This is a genomic window from Paenibacillus melissococcoides (assembly GCA_944800085.1).
GTDB lineage: Bacteria > Bacillota > Bacilli > Paenibacillales > Paenibacillaceae > Paenibacillus_B > Paenibacillus_B melissococcoides.
The window spans coordinates 184,730-203,660 of record CALYLO010000005.1; the positions used below are offsets into that span (position 1 = coordinate 184,730).

Sequence of the window (18,931 nt, forward strand, 5' to 3'; positions counted from 1 at the left end):
TGCCAACGAGATAATCGCATCGCACCGTGACACGAGCCGCATTTCATCTGTGAATAAATTAATTAATGTGATTAAACATATCTGCCGTACCTCAACTTCCTTCAATGACAGGCGGCGATTCCATCCGCACGGTCCGAATCAACGTCCCTCCCGCCCGATGTCATGCGAATAGGTCTCTTCCTGAATAGACGATCGGCCCGGATCCAACAAAGTGAGGAACTGTTCATAGAGCACGTCCAGTTCCGGATCCCGATACAGATCCCCAGCGGCATCCCGGTAAGCTTGTTCGCTTGGAAAGATCTGAATCTCTATCCATAGGCCGGGTTCATCGGCGCTGGGAGCATAATGCAGCGCATAGTCGATATGTGCCCGGTATACAGCATCGGCACGCGCCATGAGTTGATGATAGGCTTGCGTCCGCGACGCATCGATGTAGTAGCGGAAAATTTTGTAATACAATGTTATCCCTCCCGAGTCCGCATTTTTGATTCGAGATCGGCCGCATCCCAAAAAATGCCGTTCGAGCATGTTCTCGCCTTCCCCACTTTTTCCCTGTCTTCATCATAGAGTAGTAGACGCCGCTCCGCAATCCCGGATTATGAGACATTGGGAGCAGGACGAACGGAGCAAGAAGACGCACAAAGCCAGAGAGCTTGATGCCCTCTGGCTTATCTTTTTCCAGCTTGATATCGGACCAAAGTTGCAAACCCAGTTCTACCGGGATTCAGCAACCGCTTCGGGACGCACATAACGCGAGAGCAGCCCGTGCTTCGGCGAGCCGATAAAGCTAATCATGAATACAATGCCGGTGGCGAAGGCCATCGAACCGGAAATCGACGTGTCCAGCCATACCGCAACGTAGTAGCCTCCGACGGCGGAGAGAATGCCGAAGGCAGAGCTTAGAACGAGCATGACGGACAAGCGGTCGGTCCACAAATATGCGGCCGCCGCCGGCGTAATCAGCATGGCGACAACCATAATCGCTCCGACCGCATCGAATGAGGCGACGGTCGTCACCGAGACGAGCCCCATGAACACATAGTGCATGAGCGCTACCGGGATTCCGATGCTTGCGGCCAGTGCCGGATCGAAGGTCGTAATTTTCCACTCTTTATAGAATGCCAATATCGCAATCAGCACAACGAGCAGCACGATGCCGAGAATCACCGTCGCTTCCGGGACGGTCCCGATCCCGGGGAGGTCGACCGTGTTCCACGGCACGAACGTAATCTCCCCCATCAGCGCATGCTTCACATCCAGGTGGGCATTGCCGACCTGCGTCGCAATCAGGATGACGCCAATCGCGAACAGCGTGGTGAAGACGACGCCGATCGAGGCGTCCTGCTGCACGCCCCGCGAATGGAACCACTGCACCAGCACGGCGGTCAGCAGTCCGGCAATAATCGCGCCGATCAGCATATGAATGCCGCTCAGTTCCCGCGTAATGAGAAAAGCCGTTACGATGCCAAGAAGGACGGTATGACTGATGGCATCCGCCATCATCGCCATCCGGCGCAAAATGAGAAAGACGCCGACCAATCCGCAAGACATGCCGACCAAGGAGGCGGTCAATAATATCCACGCTGTATAGCTCATGCTAACTCCCCTCCTCGAGCACGTGCCTTACTGTCTTGCCCCGACCAGGAGCGGGTAAGCAGCTTCTTCTGGGCACGCAGCTGCAGCGATTTGATGAGCAGCCCTTTTTGGGCACCGAACACTAACGATACGATGAACAGCGATGAGGACGCGACGACGATGAACGGTCCGGTTGGCCATCCCTTGCCGAGCGTGCTGATGAATGTTCCGAAGAGGCCGGAGCCGCCTCCGAAGAGAGCCGACAGGATCATCATCCACTTGAAGGAATGCGTCCAGTAGCGCGCGCTGACCGAAGGAATGATAAGCAGCGCGGCCATCAGAATTACGCCGACGGCCTGAATGCCGATGACGATAACAAGCACGAGCACGGTCAAATATACGGCATTCATCAGCCTGCCGGACAATCCCAATCCCGCGGCAAAATCCGCATCGAACAGGAACAGCTTCCATTCCTTGAAGGCAATGATGACGACCAGCATGACGAGCAGAGCGACGCCGAGCATCGTGTACACGTCTTTGCGGACCATCGACGCCGCTTGACCGAATATGAAATTGTCCAGCCCGCTCTGGTTGCCGCCCCCGGTCCGATTGACGATGGTGAGAAGCATGATGCCGAATCCGAAAAATACGGACAGGATCATGCCCATCGCCGTGTCCTCCTTCACGCGGCTGGAGGAGCGGATCCATTGAATCAGGCTCGCCCCCAGCAGCGCGCTGACGGCCGCCCCGGCGATCATGACCGGCAAATTTTTGCTTCCCATAATCGCGAATCCGATGACGACTCCGGGCAGCGCCGCATGGGACAACGCATCGCTCATCAGGCTCTGCCGCTTCCAATAGGCAAGGCATCCGATCATCCCCGACGCCATGCCGAGAATCAGCGTGCTGAACAGCACCCACTGCGCGTTCGGAGACAACAATGCGTTCATCATGCCTATGCCTCCTTCATCCAGCGCAGCGCTCCGCCATAGGCGAGGTGCAAGTTTTCCCGGGTAAAGACCTTCGCGGTCTTGCCGTGCGCGACTACGGTCCGGTTCAGCAGCAGGACATGGTCGAAATAGTCTTCTACCGTCTGCAAGTCATGATGCACGACCATAACGGTCTTGCCGGACAGCTTCAGTTCCTTAAGCGTCGTCATAATCGCCGTCTCCGTCGCGGCGTCGACGCCGGCCAGCGGCTCATCCATGAAGTACAGATCCGCATCCTGCACCAGCGCCCGCGCGAGGAACACCCGCTGCTGCTGGCCGCCGGACAATTGACTGATTTGGCGTTCCGCATAATCGGCCATTCCCATTTTCGCCAAAGATTCCATCGCCAGCTCCCGGTGGCGGCGGCCCGGCCATCGGAGCCATCCGATCCGTCCGTACAAGCCCATCAGCACCACATCCAGCGCATTGGTCGGGAAATCCCAGTCCACCGACCCGCGCTGCGGCACATAGCCCACTCGCGTCTTGATCCTCGCCAAGGTCGATCCGAAGAAGGAGACGTTGCCGGACAGCTTGGGATGCAGTTCCAGCATCACCTTGAGCAGGGTCGACTTCCCCGCTCCGTTCGGGCCGACAATTCCCGTCAGCGAGCCTGGATTCACTTCAAAGTCGACATCGTGAAGCACTTTATTTTTCCGGTAAGATGCCGTTACGCCCTGCACGTTGAGTACGGACATATTACTCACCTCTCTCCGTCAATGCATGATAGATCGTCTCTACATTGTGGCGGTACATTCCGATATATGTACCTTCCGGCGTGCCCGCATCGCCCATTGCGTCCGAGAACAGCTCGCCGCCGAGCTTGACCTTGAGCCCCTGGCTAGCCGCTCCTTCGATCACGGCTTTGATTGAGCTCTGGTTGATGCTGCTCTCGACGAAGACGGCAGGAATCTGATATTGCAGCAAAATCGCAATCGTATCGTCGATATCGGAGATGCCGATCTCGTCCTCCGTGCTGAGGCCCTGAAGACCGACCACTTCCACGTCATGCATGCGCCCGAAGTAGCCGAACGCGTCATGCGCCGTGACGAGGACGCGCTTCTCCTTCGGGATGAGCGCCAGCTTGCTCTTCGATTCCTCCTGAAGCGCATCCAGCTGCTCGAAATACTTCGCCTTGTTCGCTTCGAAATAATCGGCATTATCCGGCGAATATTTCTTCAGTTCCTCCGTCGCCGCCCCGAGCGCCAATTTCCACAGCTCAATATCGAACCAGACATGCGGATCAATCGCCCCCGCTTCGTCCTTCAACAAGCGTTCGGCTGGAATCGCTTCCGCCACGGCCCGTACAGGCCTCTTTTTCCCGATTTGCTCGAAAACCTCTCCCATATTTCCTTCCAGATTCAGCCCGCTGTACAGCACGATATCGCCGCTCTCCAGCTTGTGAATATCTCCCTGAGTCGCATTATACAAATGCGGATCAACCCCTGGGCCCATCAGGCTTTGCACGTTCACCCGATCCCCGCCGATAACTGAGACGGGCTCCGCAATCTGTGCGATGGTCGTTACGATGTTGATTTTTCCTTCTTTTGCCGCTTCTGACGGCTTATCCGATCCGGAAGAGCATGCCGACAACATCATCGCCAGCGCCAGGATCATGACCCCCATTAGCCTCGTTCGCGAGTAGGTAACAAATTGTTTCACTTCCCATTCCTCCTCAATGATTTCATGCAGCACTGGTGCAATGATATGCATAAGAGCAATTATATTTCCCTGATGCAACTTTAATGCTAAGTATAAAATTAGTTTCCCATGGTTTATTTGTCAAGAGCCCAATTTTCCAGTTTTGCTGCTGTTTTCTGCTTTCTTCTACTGGCATCCATGTTTATTTTCACGAAGAACCCTTATCTTACAGGCACTTTTCCGCGTAACCAGCAGTTCATAACTTTCCTTTGTCCAACTTATTTTGATAAAAATAATTATTTTTCTCACTGCCTACACATCGATTCGTCCCCATATTCCGTGACAGATGTATGCATCGATTCTGCTTCATCCACGCTCCCACAACGGCAAAAAGCCTTCATTCCCGTAAATGAAGGCCACAATAGCGAAATGCCTATTTTGTTATGAAATATACGATGGTTACCACCAAAAACGGAATCGAGCTTACGAACGCGATCCCAAGACCATTGAGTACGGGCGCGCAGTTCTTCTGTTGGGCTGGAGTGGAAGTTGGCTCGCGACCGGTCCCCGCTTACCAGCGTTCCGGATAAAATTGCCGCCAGAACCAGCAGAATTCCCCCTGGCCACGCATTCGCTTCCGCTGCCAGCTCCCAGCCTCCCTTCGCATACGCCAGTGCCGTAACTAGCAGACTGATGATACATGACAATCCGAAATATTTCATTTCCGCATCGCTCCTCTGCCTTGATGCTGCCGCCTATCTGTCCCGGCTAGATTCATCGTTTCTAGTTCATACGCAACGGAGCGGATTCGGTTCGACCTATATTTATAGCAGCCAGGTCAGGACATGAAAATCGATTCGCGGCCCGGGAAATGCTGCTTCAGCGTTCCGTTCGTTAATGATGTCGGGATGTCTCCGAGATAACCGAATATGAGCAGCTCCCGCAGCATCGGCGACGTGTTCCAATCATTCGAACGGTTGATGATCGGAAGCATTTCCTCAAGCTCAACTGGCTCGGGATTCAATGTTTTAGTTGGGCCCGGCTGCCGAACGATCGTAATTCCGTCCGCCGCCGCGGTATAGGTGAACGTCTCCCTATCGTCCGCGGCAACGAATGATTGATGCAGCGGATAGGCTTGAAACAAAGGTGCGCCATAGCCGAGATCAACATAGTACGGCTGATCCAGATCCACGCGCAAGCAGAGATGCCCCGGATCCATGTACAGATAATGCGCGCTGTAGCCCAACTGCCGCAGCAGCCAGCGGAAGCCGATGGCTATCGTCCAGCAGGTGCCGCCATACCCCTGTGTCACCATGCGATTGATATAGATATCGATAGGAGGAATGAACTGCTTCCTCGATGCCCCAATCTCGTAATCTATGATCTTGGTCAAATTCTCCCATCGCACCTTCCGCTGGAACCGCTCGATCAGCTTGTTCAGCAGAGCCAAATCCACCTCGCCCCGCGGAACCTCCACATAAGCCAAAAACCGCTCAACGAGCGCTGCCGCTTCCATTAGCTCTCCCCCTTCCATTTTTGATCGTCGATCCGACACGGCTATGATCGTCGATCAGACCTTACAATGATCGTCCCTCCAAATCTGCGCTGAACAGGCTATATCCGCATTCGTCACTTCTCCTATACAATATCCCATTTTCGCCCTCCTGGCAAAAAAAGACTCTTCTATCCCGTACGAGGGATAAAAGAGCCTGGATACGAGCAGGTCATTCATACCGGACCGAGCCTAAATAAGCGAAGGACAACCGTTCATTCGCGGCATGTCTCACTTGACCGTGATACGCGAAATTATACAGCAGAATAACCGATTCCGCTCCTCCGGGAACGGTTCAGGGTGAAGCTGCATGAACCGCGGAATCACTTCCTCCTCATAGGAACAGCCTGCCAGCAGATCTGCCATCGCGACGCCGGGCCTATCCGCGAGATACGCTTCCCGGAAATCGTCGTCGAAATAAAAGATGCAAAAATCAGCGGCGAACGGAGGCTCGATGCCGTCTCCGTCCTCCGTGTATGTATACGTCAAGTAACGGTCCAGTTCTTCTTCCGATTCGCATCCCCCCAAACCAGAGGGACACGATGCCGGGCTGCTCCCAAGCTTCCTCTTCGTTCATGCTTCTTCTCCCCCTCTTCCCCTACCGAATCAGGGCGGAGTTCCCTATCCGCCCTGCCTTCATCACAGTTCCACAAGCCGTCTCTGGTACTTCTGGATATCGCCCGCCCCCATGAAGACAAGCACCGAATCCTCATAGGATCCCAGTTGGCCGATGGAGCTCTCGGACAGAAGCTGCGCATGCGGAATCCGATCGCGCAGATTTTCAATCGATACGCTTCCTGCCCGCTCGCGCGCCGAGCCGAAAATCGGACAGAGGAAGACATCGTCCGCGGCGATCAGCGATGCGGCGAAGTCATCGATCAACCGTTCCAGGCGGGTGAAGGTATGCGGCTGGAACACGCTGACGATGCGCCGATCCGGATACTTGCTGCGCGCCGCATCCAGCGTCGCCCGAATCTCGGACGGGTGGTGGGCGTAATCGTCGATGACGATATTGCTCTTCCATCCCGTTTCCGTGAAACGACGCTTCACACCGCCAAAGGAAGCGACGCGCTGGCGAATCGCCGTTATGTCCAGCCCGAGCACGAGCCCGACGCCGATGACGGCGAGCGTATTCAGCACGTTATGGCGCCCATAGACCGGAATCGTGAACCGATCCAGCTTGGCCCCCTGCCAGATAACATCGAAGCTGACGCCTTCGCCATGCACGGAGATGGAATCAGCTCTTAATTCATTATGAACTCCGAACCCGTAATAGAGGATGGGCTTCGCGGACTGAAGCAGGCGCACCTGCTCGTCATCTCCGCACGCGACGATCTGCTTGCCGACGGTCGCGGTCATCTGCTCGAAGGCATGTCTCACATCGTCTACCCCCCGGAAGTAATCCGGATGATCAAAATCAATATTCGTAATTATCGCAATATCCGGCTTATAGGCCAGAAAATGCCGCTTATATTCGCAGCTCTCGAAGACGAAAAATCTGGCGTCGGCCGTACCGGACCCGGTCCCGTCCCCGATCAGGCTGCAGGTCGGCCAGGAGGAGCCGAGCGCATGCACCAGCATCCCCGTCGTCGTTGTCTTGCCATGCGATCCGGTGATCGCGATGCTTGTATAGTCCTTCATCCAATCCGCCAAGAAATGGTGGTACCGCTGGATGGTCAACCCCTGTCTTCGGCATTGCTCCAAGCTCGAATGCGCATCATCGAAGACATTCGATGCAATGACGATCATTTCGTTCGCGAGCGGCGCCTCACCGAAAGCGTATATTGGGATATTCCGTGCCTCCAAAGGGGTCTGTGTAAAGATCGCCTCCTCGACATCTTCCCCTTGAACCCGATGTCCAAGATCATGCAGCAATTGTGCTAACGCACTCATTCCGCTTCCTTTTATCCCAATAAAATGATAGCTGCCCATTGTGACCTCCCTATAACGATTACACGCTGTTGTACAGTATATGTATTTATATAAAATATGCGCTTGCCTACGTGTGCGCATACAGACATTATACGTAATTGCGCTCCCGTTTCCAATGTATTCCCTTCATTTTCCAACAATAGGCAAAAAAACACCGGCATGATGCCGGTGCCCGCGATAGTTGACTATTCGCATTCTTTTTTACTTCTCTGAGTTGCTTGAGGATGCTGAAATAATTGATTTCGCGATCTTGATCAATTGTTCCTTCCCGATGCCGCTGCCTTTGGTTACGTCGATCCAAAAGTCGACTTTACCGTCGCCGCTTAGCCACTCCAGGCGATATCCATCCCATTCTTTTGGTCGAGATAAGTCACATAAAGCGCCTGGATTCCGTCGATTTCGATTTTCTCCTCGCTTGATCCTTTTGCCTTCAGTCGGGTGATAAAACCTTCGGGCATCTCTTCGTGGGATTTCGCCTACAGTCCTTCTTGCAAAAGCGTATGGGGGCTTTTCGTGAAAATTTTGATGGGTGTGCACAAGTCCTTCCACAAAATGAATACTGTCCGTCAGATCTTCCGGAAGCACGCTCTCGTCCCTTCATCGGACAAGAGCCGCTCACTTCTTCTCGGCTTCCCGCTTCGCCTTGTCGGCCTCCGGGCTTGCTTGAGGGCCGCTTCGCCCTCTCGCTGAATGGCGGCCGCCGCTTCCTCAAGCAGGCTTGCCGTTCTCGACCATCTCCTCGCCTGCTGTGCGAGAAGCTGCCCTTGCCATTTCAGGGCCATTGACGTACTTGATGAATTCCCACGCCGCCCGCTTGTTCGGGAATCTGCCGCGATTCCGAAAATGTCAGGCATGCTTGTATGCGGAGTCTCATCGGGAAAAGACGGATCGATGGGCACGGTGACCATCCCCCAATCGAATGCCGACGATTCCTTATCATTGGCGAACATGTAGCGGAACTCGTTCTGGAACCAGGAGGAGGCCATAACCATTGCGGCCTTCCCGCTAAAAAACAATTCTCCCTGCTCCAAAGCAATGGGCCCTTCTCCTTCAGGCTCCAGCGGCATCGTATAAGCCGCCTTGCTTCGGATAGCGTGCATCCGGCATGTGCTTCTTGACAAAATGAAGCACTGCTTCCTGATAGGAAATGCCTTTGGCCTCCTTCCCTTCGTATATGTCCCGGGTACTTACGACCTCGATCTTGATATTGGGATACTTTACAAGAAATTGATTCCCGTAATCGTTATAAAAGGCTTCTTCGCTGTCGTACATTATTTTTATTTTTCCGCTGCCGTCTTTGCCCAACTCCTCGAGTACTGGCTTCTCCGCCAGGCAACCGCCCAGCAGAGATATAAGAACAAGCATCACGATGGCCAGCTTCCCGCGTCTCATCAACCGTCATCCTCTTTATTTGGAGACTCGAAATCAATTTGTGTTTCTGCATTTCTAGTCATTATTTTCTAGAATAGATGAAGCTGCCTATTTTTTCGCCTTTGCGGCAATGATGGTTTCTGCGACCGCACTCATCTCTTCTTTGCTGACGGAACCGCTTCCGAACGAAGTGATCCGGAACTTGACCGTACCGTCGCCGCTGTTCCACTCCAGACGATCGGCTCCCTTTTTCTTATCCGCATATGTCACATATATCGCCTCGGTTCCGCCGATTTCGAGCTTTTCCCGATTTACTCCTTTTTCAGGCAATAGGGTAACCCCCTCGGGCAGCTCTTCAATATATTCCGCGATAATCTTTAGATAGTTTTTATCCTTTTCGTAGGTCAATTCAGAGCGATTGGACGTATCCCACTCCAACTTCTTGAAGTAATAGAGTTCTCCCTTCTCTGCGGCCTCCGCTTTAAGTTGTTGCTGAAGCTGTTTATATTCCTTGCTACTAATAAATCGAGGGTATTGAGAGTGAACCGTCCCGAACTTGAACCGGTAGCCGTCCGGCAGACCGCCTGGTTCCGGGATAGCCGGGCCCTCGTATTGAGCTTGCTTCTTCGTAAATTCTTTGTACGTTTTCAGCTTGAACATGCCTTCATAAAACATCACCAGTCCGTCGGAAGGATCATAGAGCGCCAGCAATTCCTCGTCCTTTTTGTTCTTATACATCCATTGGAGCGCTTCAGAAAGCGTTTTCCATCTCGCTTTCTTCACGGCGGAAGCTTTCTTTGTCTTGTTCGTCTCGGCCGCCGCGGGGGCCGCGTAAGCCGCTCCGGTTGAGAACACGCTTAACAGCATCAGACTTGCGATCGCCAAAGCAATGTTTTTCTTGGTCTTCATTCGATCTTCTCCTTTCGGGCATTGCCCTTTCTTATTTGGTCATTAAGTATAACCAAGCTGAGCCCCCAAAAGGGACATAAAAAAGAAAAAAGCCCGGTGGTGACACAAGGGATATTTCAGCAGAAGCGATGGCTAAATTCATTGAGTTATAGCAATATAGTCATAGGCGGAAGATTTTTAGGAACGAATAATGCAGAGCTCACAGGGAAAATAATCGCTTACACAGCAACCCAATGCCCTGGAAATCACAAGGCGTATGGCGTGCATTATTTATGCGATGTATTCGATTTGAAAGACATTCAAAAAAATACGGCAATTATTCTCGAGCGAATAAATGCCGTAAAAATATTCCTATGAGCAAACTGCGTTTCCCGGCCGTTCGGAAGCAAATTATGGCATTATGAGCGCTTCCAGCGCCTGCAGGAAATCTTTTTTGGACAGTCCGTTTCCGTTCTTTCCCAAAAGAGAATAGTAGTACTTGTTCTTTTCGTCATACCAGACCGCCATATATTTTAGGTTGTTTTTTTCTGATTTGGATTCATCATGGAGGATTACTTCGCGGCCGTTCATCTTGATTTTCTCTGCTTTCGTTTGGGCCGTCATATACGTCCGAACCGTATCATTGCCCGATAAATTGCCGATGTTAAGTCGCAGCGAGCTTTTCCCGTCGCCATAGACCACGCTGAGAGTTCCCTCTTCCCCCACGACCCAAGGCATCTTCTTTGTAAAAATTTTCTGAGCGCCTTTGGCTTTTTTGGCTTCCTGCTCGAACTCCTCGGCCAACTTCATCTGATCCGCGAAGTTCTCGTGAACATCCTTGCCAAACATGAAATCGGGGTTCAGAATTCCTTCTTCAAAGACAAGGCTATCCGTCAGCCGCTCCGGAATAACCGGTCGCGTTTTCTTCTCCTCGGTTACGCGCGAGATATATTGGCCGTAATCTGTATATTTCAGCGGCTTATACGTAAATTTGGCTTTGCCCAACGTGTCCAGTGTATTGATAATGTCATCATCAATATAATACGCGATGATCTCCCCCGGACGCAGCTGCTCCTCCAATTTTTGAATTTGCGGCTTGTACTTCTCCAGCTGCCGGGACAGTTTATTTTGGTAGGGCTGATATTTTCGGTTCCGCTTTTCCTCCGCTTCGTATGACATGGTCTTAATCATTACTTTTCCTTTTTCATTGGCAATCTGAAAATATCGGGATGCGGCGAATCCGGTAAGAGAGCTCAACGCCACGATAATGCCCGCCATACCAAGGAACGACCTGCGAGTCATGCGGCGGCCTCCGTTTCTCTTGGCATGGCGCTCCTTATGTATCCGGTAAACTCGTTCCATTACCTGATCGCGCACATCGAAGGAAGATGCGGCCGGATCCGGCTTGACGCAACTTGCTATCTTCTTCTCATCTTCATGGCCGCCCCGGAATTGACGCATGTCTCTCTCACCTCGCTTTCACCGATAACGCTCTTTAATTTCTGTCTGACCCGGCCATATCGTTTTTTTACGGCTTCCATATTCTTATTCATGATGATTCCGATCTCTTCGAACGACTTCTCCTCGAATACGCGCAGCACGACCAGACTGCGCTCCTCCCCCGACAAGGACAGCCAGGCGGATGCCAGCGGTTCGTCAAACAGTTCTTCCGTTATAGTCTGTTCCACGCTTGGCGCGAAGCCCTCCTGACGGAAGAGACACATGATCTTGCGCTGGAGCTGGCGGCGGCGCAGCAGATTTAGACAATGATGATAGGCGATTTTATATAGCCAGGAAGAGAAGCTGACCCTCTGCTGATACAAATGGATTTTCTCATAGGCCTTGACCAGCACCTCCTGCACCGCATCCTCCGCTTCCTGCCGGTTCCCGAGCAAGCGGGTGCAATACAGGTAGAGCGGCTGCTGGAACCTCTCTACTATGCAGGCATACTCACGCACGTCCCCGGCCTGAACTTGAATGACCTTCTCTTCGATGCCGTCCACAAAATAGACCCTCCTCTCTACCTTGGTATAACACGTGAGCGAAGGAAAAAGGGACATATCCTGGCCAATTATTTTCCCGGCTTCGTTCGGTAAGAAATTAACGCTGGAGAAAGCCCGGACGGGAACTCCGGACCGCCAGCTTGGCGCCACTCCCGATGAACGCTAAGCGTATGCCGCGATCCGCGCTTCGATGTAGCGCCAGGCGCTCTCCCTGTCCCGATGAACCCAATTGAACTTGTCGAGGGATTCGGTGCTGTGAATGCCGAGCAGCAGGGTTCTGACCGCTTCCTCGCAATGCGGTCCGACAATGACGGCCAGCGGAAAGGGCTCCTCCACATACTTGGCGCTTCCGATATCCATTACGATGTCCAGCATAGCCGAATCCGTATTGGCCGGCATATGCAGTAAGCAGGATCTTATCATAGGGACGGTTCGCCGCCGCTCCGATGTAATACTTCACCTCAATGCCGCTCATGTCCGCAAGCTGCACTTCGCTAATAGGCAATGTCATGCTTCCTTCCTCCCGTTTGCTTCAGTAGCCATAATCGCGTTGGCGGCTTGCAGCCGCTCCCGCCTCAATCGTCTTTTGAATGCTGACCCGAAATCTTGTAAAAACGGAGCCGGTGCAATTCACGGAAGCCGGCTTTGCGATACAAACGCAGCGCCTGCTCGTTGTCCGCACGAAGGCACAGCGTTACCTTTTCGATCCGCGAGTCTTCGAACAAATAACCTAACCCCCGCTGGAGCAGCGCCGCCCCGATTCCTCTTCCTCGGGACAAAGGAGCGACGGCAATGAACTCGATCTGTCCTACGCCGAACTCAGGCTCCCGCTCCACGTAAATATACCCTTGCAGCCCATCCTCGTTTTCATACATCAAAACGCAAGCATTCGTGTCGATTCGTTCCAAGATGCCCCGGCCGCTCCGGTACGTTCCGGGAAATGCGCTCTCATGCAAGCGAAGGAATTGTCCGTGGCGGAACGGTGATAATTCCCGTACGGAGGGATTCGCATGGCCGAGCGGGAACGTACGGTCTGCCTCGAGCACCACCTCCGTGCTCTTCAACTCGGCCCCAAGCTGCAAAATCCATTGCTGGGCATTCCGTTCATCTCATTATAAAAGCCGTAAAACGTATCCACCCGATGCGCCGCCAGTTCATTCCTCATTCGGTTCCATAGCTGCATCGCGCGCTGCTGCCATTCATTCTGCGTGCAGCTCAGGAACGGACCCCATATCTCCGCTGACCGGCCGCCATCATCGATATCGAATCCAAGCGCTCCAACCAGTTCGCCTCGTTCCACCTGCACGGCGAATGATGCATCCAGAGCGGAGAATTCATGCTCCAGCGTATGCTCGATCTCATCCGGATCCTGCCCGCAATAACCGACATGATGGTTCGGATCCCGATTCAAGCCCGCCATGAACGAAGCAAGCGTGCGCTTGTCCGGGAACACGCGGGCGGGTTCAGCCGCGGAAGCTTCGGTAACGGCTTCATCGCCGATCTGGCCCATCTGATCCCATACCATCCCAATCTCGGTATGCCTGTTGTCTCCAAACTGAATCTCCTTCGTATGGCGTGCCCTGGCGCCCATCTTCTCGTAAAAGGCAATGGCCGGATTCCCTTCGAGCACCCATAAATGCAGCGATGTGCGCCCCCTTGCTCTCATCTCGGCCTCCATCCGGCCGAACAGCTTCCTGCCCAAGCCTCTTCCCTGGACTTCGGCCGACAAATAGACGGCGTAGATTTCATAGTCATACCCCATCTCCGGCTCCCGGCTGTTGCCGGCATGAAGGAAGCCAACGATCCCCTGCTCCTCCGTCTCGGCGACGATAAGCGTCTGATCGGGAGGCAATTGCTCCAGTATGCTGTCCCACATCAGCTTGCGGCGCTCTACGCTCAGGGATTGGAGATATTTTTCCGACACCAAGCCCGAGTAGGTAGTCAGCCAGCTATCCACATGGACCCGGGCGATGGCTGCCGCATCATTTGCGAAAGCGGTTCTGATTCTCATCGGGCACCTCCTGCTCGAGGAATGAACTGCTGATCCGGCAGCAGAGTCATTCTTCGCTTTTATTTAATGTAATCAATAATTATTGTCATTAAAAAACTCGCCTCAGTTCAGGCCGGCTTCTATCTTGTCGATCGGGTTGCCTCGTCTCCTATCCCGTGCCCAAGCGCAATCATGCCTTGGCAATATCGATGAACCGGGTGTTATTCGCCGTGCCTCCCCGTCACACGCATCATAGTGTAATGATAAAGGAGGGGAACACCAATGGAAGCTTATTATAATTGCTTATATTGCATGAATAAAAAAGTCCGCATTTTGACGATAGACCGCAAAGAATATGTGGGGACGATAGTCAATGTGGATAGAGAGAATGTCTATTTGCGGCCTGAAGCGAGAGGCGGCAAGGTCAAGACCTCCGCATTTTACCCCTACTACTACAACAACGAAATCATTACGCTCAGCTTATTCACCCTGCTTGCCATCGCATTGCTGTAAAGCGACAAGGCCCGGCATGCTGCCGGGCCGGTTGCTTGCCCCGGGAATCCCCTGCTCCATCAGCACAATATCGTATGATTGCGTTAACTCGCATGCGGGCAGCTTCAGGACGTCGGCCACGATGTATGGAATGCGGACGTCCGCTTCCGCAGCCAGCTCTTTCGCATAGCGCTCGTTATCCGCGAAGAAATCCGCGATCGTGACCTCCGCCCCCAGCAAGGCGAGGGCCGCCGCTTTGCTTCCGTTTGAACCAAGAAGATTGATAATCCTCTTCTGCCGTATATCTCCTGCATATTTATATAATTCTCCGATTCGTTTCGCCGGGTCCTTTTTGATCCGGGCCGCCGCTTCTTCCGGCTTGCCGAAGCGGTTGAGCCATGCTTGATACGCATGGGCATTCCATGATGCTTGATTGCCTTGTGTCGTCTCCATTCGACATCCTCCAACCTGTTCCGTTCGATTTTATGCGGTTGCGGAGACAGAATTGAACAATGGAATCACCTCGGCCTTCTTATCGGATAATGGTACGGTAACATATAGGATATCTGCATAAATGGAGACGCAGCTTGGTTATCCTCTGCCTATCGATCAATCAGATAATTTGCCGCCTCCCATATATCAACGGCAATATAATCGGGTTCGACATCCGGCCACCGGTGCTTGAATTCGGTCAGCGATCCCCCGCCTCAGCCGGTGCTTCGATCGCGCGCGGGTACAGCGTAAAGTCTTTCGGATGAATAAAGTGTCCCGTGCCTCCCAATGTGCCGTCCCTGTCGATAAATACGGCCTGCAGTTCGCCCATGCACACACTCCTTTGCTATTGATGAATTGCTGGCGGCCGGAACGAGCATACGTCAGCGTGTATAAGGCGAAACGCTGCGCAATCAGCCCTATATAGACGTCTTGGGACTGGAGACATTGGAGTATAGAATCGACACGGCGATCTCGCAGATTTCATCGGTGTTGTTTTTATAAATATGTCCGGTCTCCGCCGAGAAGGAGATGGCATCGCCCTTGCTTAACGTGCTCGTCTCCGGCCCGAGCTCGATCGTCAACGTGCCTTCGAACACGGTGATCGATTCGATCACCCCCAGACCATGCGGCTCGGATTGATACGAGCAGCCCGGATGCAGCCGGGCCCGGAACGTCTCCAGCGATACCCCGGGCGCCGCATACGTGTTGTACGCCTCGAACCGCTTGTTGTCTTCTCTGAATTGGGGCTGCTCCTCCGCCCGCAGCACCTTCAGGGACGGATTCTCGAATATGAACGCCGTCAGCGGCACCTGCAAGCCGGAAGCGATCTTCCACAGCGTAGCCACCGTCGGGTTCGAGTTGCCCCGCTCAATCTGGCCAAGCATCGGCTTGCTTACCCCCGTAAGCTCTGCCAGATCATCCAGCGTCAGGATCAGCTGATGCCGGTAGTGACGAAGGCGCTTGCCGATCCGGTCTGAGATTAAATCTTTTTCCATAACTTCCTCCCAAGGTGCAGAGATGATCAAAATTCAAACACTTTCACAGTAACATGACAAAAAATCAGACAGAAAAGTAGTTGATTCCGCCGGTCGGTATGTTATATTATATCTCGGGAATTACGATAACATATTAGAGGAGCATACCGGAATGGCGGGCTATGTATCATCCAGAATAGCAAAGGATATACCGATACGAAAAGGGTTTATGAAAGCCGTTTTCGATGTATTTCCGCTTGCGGTGAGCGTGTTCACGTACGGTCTCGCGTTCGGCGCGCTGGCCAACAACGCCAACCATTTCACATGGTTGGAGACGATGGCGATGTCCTTTTTTGTCTTGTCTGGCGCGGGGCAATTCACGATCCTGTCCTTAATCCAGCAGGATGCGGCCCTGTGGACGATCGCGCTCAGCACTTTTCTTATCAATGCCCGTTATATCATCTATACCTTGTCCGTCGGCCGCGAGCTTGAATCATGCCGCCGGGGACAGCCGCTCTGGCTGTGCCACATTATTACGGACGAGAGCTACAGCGTGTCCATGATGGAGGCGCAGCACGGCAAGCTCAGCGTCGGCTACGTCGCAGGCGCTGGCTGCATCGTCTTCCTGTCATGGCTTCTGAGCTCGGCTGTCGGCTACCAGATTGGCGAATTCATCCAGGATCCTGCCCGGTACGGCCTGGACTTCGCCTTCACGGCGGCCTTCCTCGGCCTGCTCGTCGTCATGCTGAAGCGACGCAGCCACGCCGCGGCGGCCGGACTCGCGATTTCGGCCTCCGTGCTTGCCTATCCTTGGTTCGGCACGTCCGGAGCGGTATTCGCCGGAGCGGCGGCCGCATTTGCCGTAGGAGTGTATGCCAAATGATCTCGCTGCCGATCCTTATCGTCATCTGCGTTGCCGCGGCGGCGACCTACCTGACCCGTTACCCGAGCATGGCGCTCGCCCGGTACATCAAGATGTCGCCCGGAATCGAGCGCGGCTTCCGTTATGTGCCGCTCGGCGTCTTCGCCGCGCTGGTCGCCCCAGCCATTTTCTACCATCCAACCATCGATGGCCGGATCGAATGGATGTATTATATAGCGGTCGTCGTGACCGGCCTGACCGCCTGGATTAGCAAAAGCCCGCTCTGGGCGATGGTCGCCGGCGTGCTCGTCATTGCGCTGCTGCGTCTGATTTAGTTCAGCGGCCGTGTTCCGATTGAAGGGGGTGTCCCAAAAGTAGTATTTCACTACAGTGAGACAGCCCCCCTGCTTCTCAAAGCTCGACTCGCCGAAAAACTGCAAAACGGCAGCTTTCCTTTATGACGTGTACTCCGTTACATGGAATCCTGCAAAACGGCATCAATTTCTGACTATCCAATCGATAAAAGACAAAAATCGATGAACATCATGTAATTTTGCAGGAATTTCCACTAGCGTTGCATAGAACCTGACATGAAGAAGACTTTAAACTCCAGATACGGAACTAATAATCATTATTTATATATATTTACAGTTTCTTTTTTCCTAGCAAAGCCAAAAGTCGATCTCCTACTAAACCATAGGAACATGTTACCATCAAATGTTAATATGCCATTATTACCTATTTAATCACCACTTTAACGGTCTTACATTGCTTTGGGTGTTTTCGTGGTCGACCACCCTTTCGTTTCTTCCGCCTGCCCTTCGAGTGCTTGGTTGGTTTGCGGTGCAGTGCCATCAAAAATTGATCCCACGTTTTATTCATATAGACCCGAAGCAGCTTTAGAAATGACCATAGCGTTTGAGTGGTGTCAGCCTCCTTCCGGACCAACATGACTAAACCATATGCGATGAAGGCTAAAAAAATCTGGTTCCATACTGCCTCTGGATGGAAACTGTACAAATGGACTAAGCTCATATGTTGCTTCATCCATTTAAAGAATAATTCAATCATCCAGCGGCGCCGATAAATCTCGCAGATTTGGGCTGCGGACTTATCCCAGACATTCGTAAGCACACGGTACTGGCGGTTCTTCTCATCGGTATACTCCACTAACCGGAGCTGGGCTTCTATCACATGGCCTTCTTCATCCTTGTAGCTCACGATCACGTCAGCATCACGCACCACAGGCGTCGTTTCATCGATCTCGTGCTCGCAGATGATCGCCGTCTTGTTGCTTTTCTTAATGCGTGCCACGAAGCGTAGATTATCATCCAGCCACTGCTTATAGTGACCATATGTGATGTACCCGCGATCCAAAACATGAATGGCATCTTTATCGATCACCAGATCCAAAGCCACTTCGCTGTCAGCAACGCCTCGTGTGGAACAAACAATGTTTTCGGGATAGACGGTATCCGGGTCGCAAACAGCAAGTTTGGTGTGGATCTTTACCCCGTTGCTGTGTTTGGAGCAGTAGGCCCATTTTCCAGCGACATCAGGGAGTGTAAGTACCGTTGAATCGACAATGCTCAGTTTCCCGATGCCGGGGATACCCTGCTTCGGATAAAGTTGTTGCAAACGTTGTGTCACTTGAATCCATAGCTGCTGCAACACCGGTAAAGGCAACGCTCTGAGTGTACGTACGAGTTGGGAAGCGCTAATGGATTTCAAGTGGATCGCCTGCTGCAGCTGTTCGTTCGCACGCAACGCGTTGCAGATATCTTCGAGGTCCGTGCGTTTATTCAATTGAGCATCAATGAGTAGTTTGATCGCTCTCACGAGTGTAAACTTTCGTCGATAATTGAAGATTGGGAATTCGTCGTCCGAGAGCTGAATCAAATTTAGGCATTTACAAATGACGGTCTGATCTGGTATATTACCCATGGTCTTTTCTCCTTTTGGTGAGGGAATGGGTAACATGCCTATCCTTCAACATTAGGAGATTTTTTTATGAGTTACCAGATATAATCGATCAATAAATTGAAGAAAAAGTAATTAATGAGAAATATATTTTTCATGTCAGGTTTGGTGCAAGGCTAGTGAGGAATTTCATCAAATAGCGGCTTAAAGAGCAGAAATTGATGCATCCACGCAGCATTTCACTGCTTCA

General features: G+C 52.6%; 24 protein-coding genes and 1 pseudogene. 3 read left to right on the forward strand and 22 right to left on the reverse strand.

Features of this window, described 5'->3' with window-relative positions; all coding sequences use genetic code 11:
- Positions 1 to 138 precede the first annotated feature (138 nt).
- The 18 genes from OCY70_RS18625 to OCY70_RS18710 form a co-directional block, all read right to left on the reverse strand.
- Positions 139 to 459 (reverse strand): hypothetical protein, encoded by a 321-nt coding sequence (locus tag OCY70_RS18625; RefSeq protein ID WP_213428125.1) that lies wholly within the window; start codon positions 457 to 459, stop codon positions 139 to 141.
- Between the two features lie 255 nt (positions 460 to 714).
- Positions 715 to 1,596: a metal ABC transporter permease gene (locus OCY70_RS18630; RefSeq protein WP_213428126.1), complete on the reverse strand. Its 882-nt coding sequence runs from the start codon at positions 1,594 to 1,596 to the stop codon at positions 715 to 717.
- The gene (locus OCY70_RS18635; protein WP_213428127.1) at positions 1,593 to 2,528 is read right to left on the reverse strand and encodes a metal ABC transporter permease; all 936 of its coding nucleotides are present in this window, start codon (positions 2,526 to 2,528) and stop codon (positions 1,593 to 1,595) included. Before OCY70_RS18635 ends, OCY70_RS18630 begins: the two co-directional genes overlap by 4 nt.
- A gap of 2 nt (positions 2,529 to 2,530) precedes the next feature.
- Positions 2,531 to 3,259: a metal ABC transporter ATP-binding protein gene (locus tag OCY70_RS18640; RefSeq protein WP_213428128.1), complete on the reverse strand. Its 729-nt coding sequence runs from the start codon at positions 3,257 to 3,259 to the stop codon at positions 2,531 to 2,533.
- 1 nt (position 3,260) lies between these two features.
- Positions 3,261 to 4,187 carry a metal ABC transporter solute-binding protein, Zn/Mn family gene (locus OCY70_RS18645; RefSeq protein WP_213428149.1) on the reverse strand — a complete coding sequence of 309 codons (927 nt, stop codon included), beginning with the start codon at positions 4,185 to 4,187 and terminating at the stop codon, positions 3,261 to 3,263.
- A gap of 320 nt (positions 4,188 to 4,507) precedes the next feature.
- Entirely contained in the window at positions 4,508 to 4,924 is a 417-nt protein-coding gene (locus OCY70_RS18650; protein ID WP_213428129.1) for a DUF5316 family protein, read from the reverse strand.
- 116 nt (positions 4,925 to 5,040) lie between these two features.
- Positions 5,041 to 5,718: an arylamine N-acetyltransferase gene (locus tag OCY70_RS18655; RefSeq protein ID WP_213428130.1), complete on the reverse strand. Its 678-nt coding sequence runs from the start codon at positions 5,716 to 5,718 to the stop codon at positions 5,041 to 5,043.
- A gap of 267 nt (positions 5,719 to 5,985) precedes the next feature.
- Entirely contained in the window at positions 5,986 to 6,282 is a 297-nt protein-coding gene (locus tag OCY70_RS18660; protein ID WP_261945088.1) for an immunity 22 family protein, read from the reverse strand.
- A 111-nt stretch (positions 6,283 to 6,393) separates the two neighbouring features.
- On the reverse strand, positions 6,394 to 7,686 hold the full coding sequence (murC, locus tag OCY70_RS18665; protein ID WP_213428132.1) for a UDP-N-acetylmuramate--L-alanine ligase: 1,293 nt from the start codon (positions 7,684 to 7,686) through the stop codon (positions 6,394 to 6,396).
- 201 nt (positions 7,687 to 7,887) lie between these two features.
- Positions 7,888 to 8,271 carry a hypothetical protein gene (locus tag OCY70_RS18670; protein WP_213428133.1) on the reverse strand — a complete coding sequence of 128 codons (384 nt, stop codon included), beginning with the start codon at positions 8,269 to 8,271 and terminating at the stop codon, positions 7,888 to 7,890.
- Positions 8,253 to 8,753 carry a hypothetical protein gene (locus OCY70_RS18675; protein WP_213428134.1) on the reverse strand — a complete coding sequence of 167 codons (501 nt, stop codon included), beginning with the start codon at positions 8,751 to 8,753 and terminating at the stop codon, positions 8,253 to 8,255. The genes OCY70_RS18670 and OCY70_RS18675 overlap by 19 nt, the downstream gene beginning before the upstream one ends.
- Positions 8,737 to 9,078, reverse strand: coding sequence for a hypothetical protein (locus tag OCY70_RS18680; RefSeq protein WP_213428135.1), 342 nt, complete (start codon positions 9,076 to 9,078; stop codon positions 8,737 to 8,739). Before OCY70_RS18680 ends, OCY70_RS18675 begins: the two co-directional genes overlap by 17 nt.
- A gap of 87 nt (positions 9,079 to 9,165) precedes the next feature.
- Positions 9,166 to 9,966, reverse strand: a complete 801-nt coding sequence (locus OCY70_RS18685) for a hypothetical protein (RefSeq protein WP_213428136.1) — start codon at positions 9,964 to 9,966, stop codon at positions 9,166 to 9,168.
- A gap of 390 nt (positions 9,967 to 10,356) precedes the next feature.
- Entirely contained in the window at positions 10,357 to 11,406 is a 1,050-nt protein-coding gene (locus tag OCY70_RS18690; protein ID WP_213428137.1) for a hypothetical protein, read from the reverse strand.
- The gene (locus OCY70_RS18695) at positions 11,364 to 11,948 is read right to left on the reverse strand and encodes an RNA polymerase sigma factor (RefSeq protein WP_213428138.1); all 585 of its coding nucleotides are present in this window, start codon (positions 11,946 to 11,948) and stop codon (positions 11,364 to 11,366) included. The genes OCY70_RS18690 and OCY70_RS18695 overlap by 43 nt, the downstream gene beginning before the upstream one ends.
- Positions 11,949 to 12,110: 162 nt before the next feature.
- Positions 12,111 to 12,347, reverse strand: a complete 237-nt coding sequence (locus OCY70_RS18700; RefSeq protein WP_261948781.1) for a hypothetical protein — start codon at positions 12,345 to 12,347, stop codon at positions 12,111 to 12,113.
- Between the two features lie 176 nt (positions 12,348 to 12,523).
- The gene (locus OCY70_RS18705) at positions 12,524 to 13,012 is read right to left on the reverse strand and encodes a GNAT family N-acetyltransferase (protein WP_213428140.1); all 489 of its coding nucleotides are present in this window, start codon (positions 13,010 to 13,012) and stop codon (positions 12,524 to 12,526) included.
- Complete coding sequence (locus tag OCY70_RS18710; RefSeq protein WP_261945089.1) at positions 13,009 to 13,959, reverse strand: GNAT family N-acetyltransferase; 951 nt, start codon at positions 13,957 to 13,959, stop codon at positions 13,009 to 13,011. The genes OCY70_RS18705 and OCY70_RS18710 overlap by 4 nt, the downstream gene beginning before the upstream one ends.
- A gap of 261 nt (positions 13,960 to 14,220) precedes the next feature.
- Between OCY70_RS18710 and OCY70_RS18715 the strand changes: the two genes are divergently transcribed.
- Positions 14,221 to 14,451, forward strand: coding sequence for a hypothetical protein (locus OCY70_RS18715; protein WP_168180337.1), 231 nt, complete (start codon positions 14,221 to 14,223; stop codon positions 14,449 to 14,451).
- A 45-nt stretch (positions 14,452 to 14,496) separates the two neighbouring features.
- On the opposite strand, the pseudogene OCY70_RS18720 reads toward OCY70_RS18715, so the two are convergent.
- From OCY70_RS18720 to OCY70_RS18730, 3 genes and pseudogenes are all read right to left on the reverse strand, one after another.
- Positions 14,497 to 14,883 (reverse strand): annotated as a pseudogene (locus OCY70_RS18720) (class I SAM-dependent methyltransferase); the annotation flags it as partial.
- 238 nt (positions 14,884 to 15,121) lie between these two features.
- A complete protein-coding gene (locus tag OCY70_RS18725) occupies positions 15,122 to 15,253 on the reverse strand; it encodes a hypothetical protein (protein ID WP_261945091.1) in 132 nt (43 codons plus the stop codon).
- An 88-nt stretch (positions 15,254 to 15,341) separates the two neighbouring features.
- The gene (locus OCY70_RS18730) at positions 15,342 to 15,920 is read right to left on the reverse strand and encodes a helix-turn-helix domain-containing protein (protein ID WP_213428143.1); all 579 of its coding nucleotides are present in this window, start codon (positions 15,918 to 15,920) and stop codon (positions 15,342 to 15,344) included.
- Positions 15,921 to 16,128: 208 nt separating this feature from the next.
- Between OCY70_RS18730 and OCY70_RS18735 the strand changes: the two genes are divergently transcribed.
- Both OCY70_RS18735 and OCY70_RS18740 read left to right on the forward strand, forming a co-directional pair.
- Positions 16,129 to 16,782, forward strand: coding sequence for an AzlC family ABC transporter permease (locus OCY70_RS18735; RefSeq protein WP_249725050.1), 654 nt, complete (start codon positions 16,129 to 16,131; stop codon positions 16,780 to 16,782).
- Positions 16,779 to 17,096 carry an AzlD domain-containing protein gene (locus OCY70_RS18740; protein WP_213428145.1) on the forward strand — a complete coding sequence of 106 codons (318 nt, stop codon included), beginning with the start codon at positions 16,779 to 16,781 and terminating at the stop codon, positions 17,094 to 17,096. The genes OCY70_RS18735 and OCY70_RS18740 overlap by 4 nt, the downstream gene beginning before the upstream one ends.
- A 403-nt stretch (positions 17,097 to 17,499) precedes the next feature.
- Here the strand turns inward: OCY70_RS18740 and OCY70_RS18745 are convergent, their stop codons facing one another.
- On the reverse strand, positions 17,500 to 18,705 hold the full coding sequence (locus tag OCY70_RS18745; protein ID WP_261944490.1) for an IS4 family transposase: 1,206 nt from the start codon (positions 18,703 to 18,705) through the stop codon (positions 17,500 to 17,502).
- Positions 18,706 to 18,931: the final 226 nt, after the last annotated feature.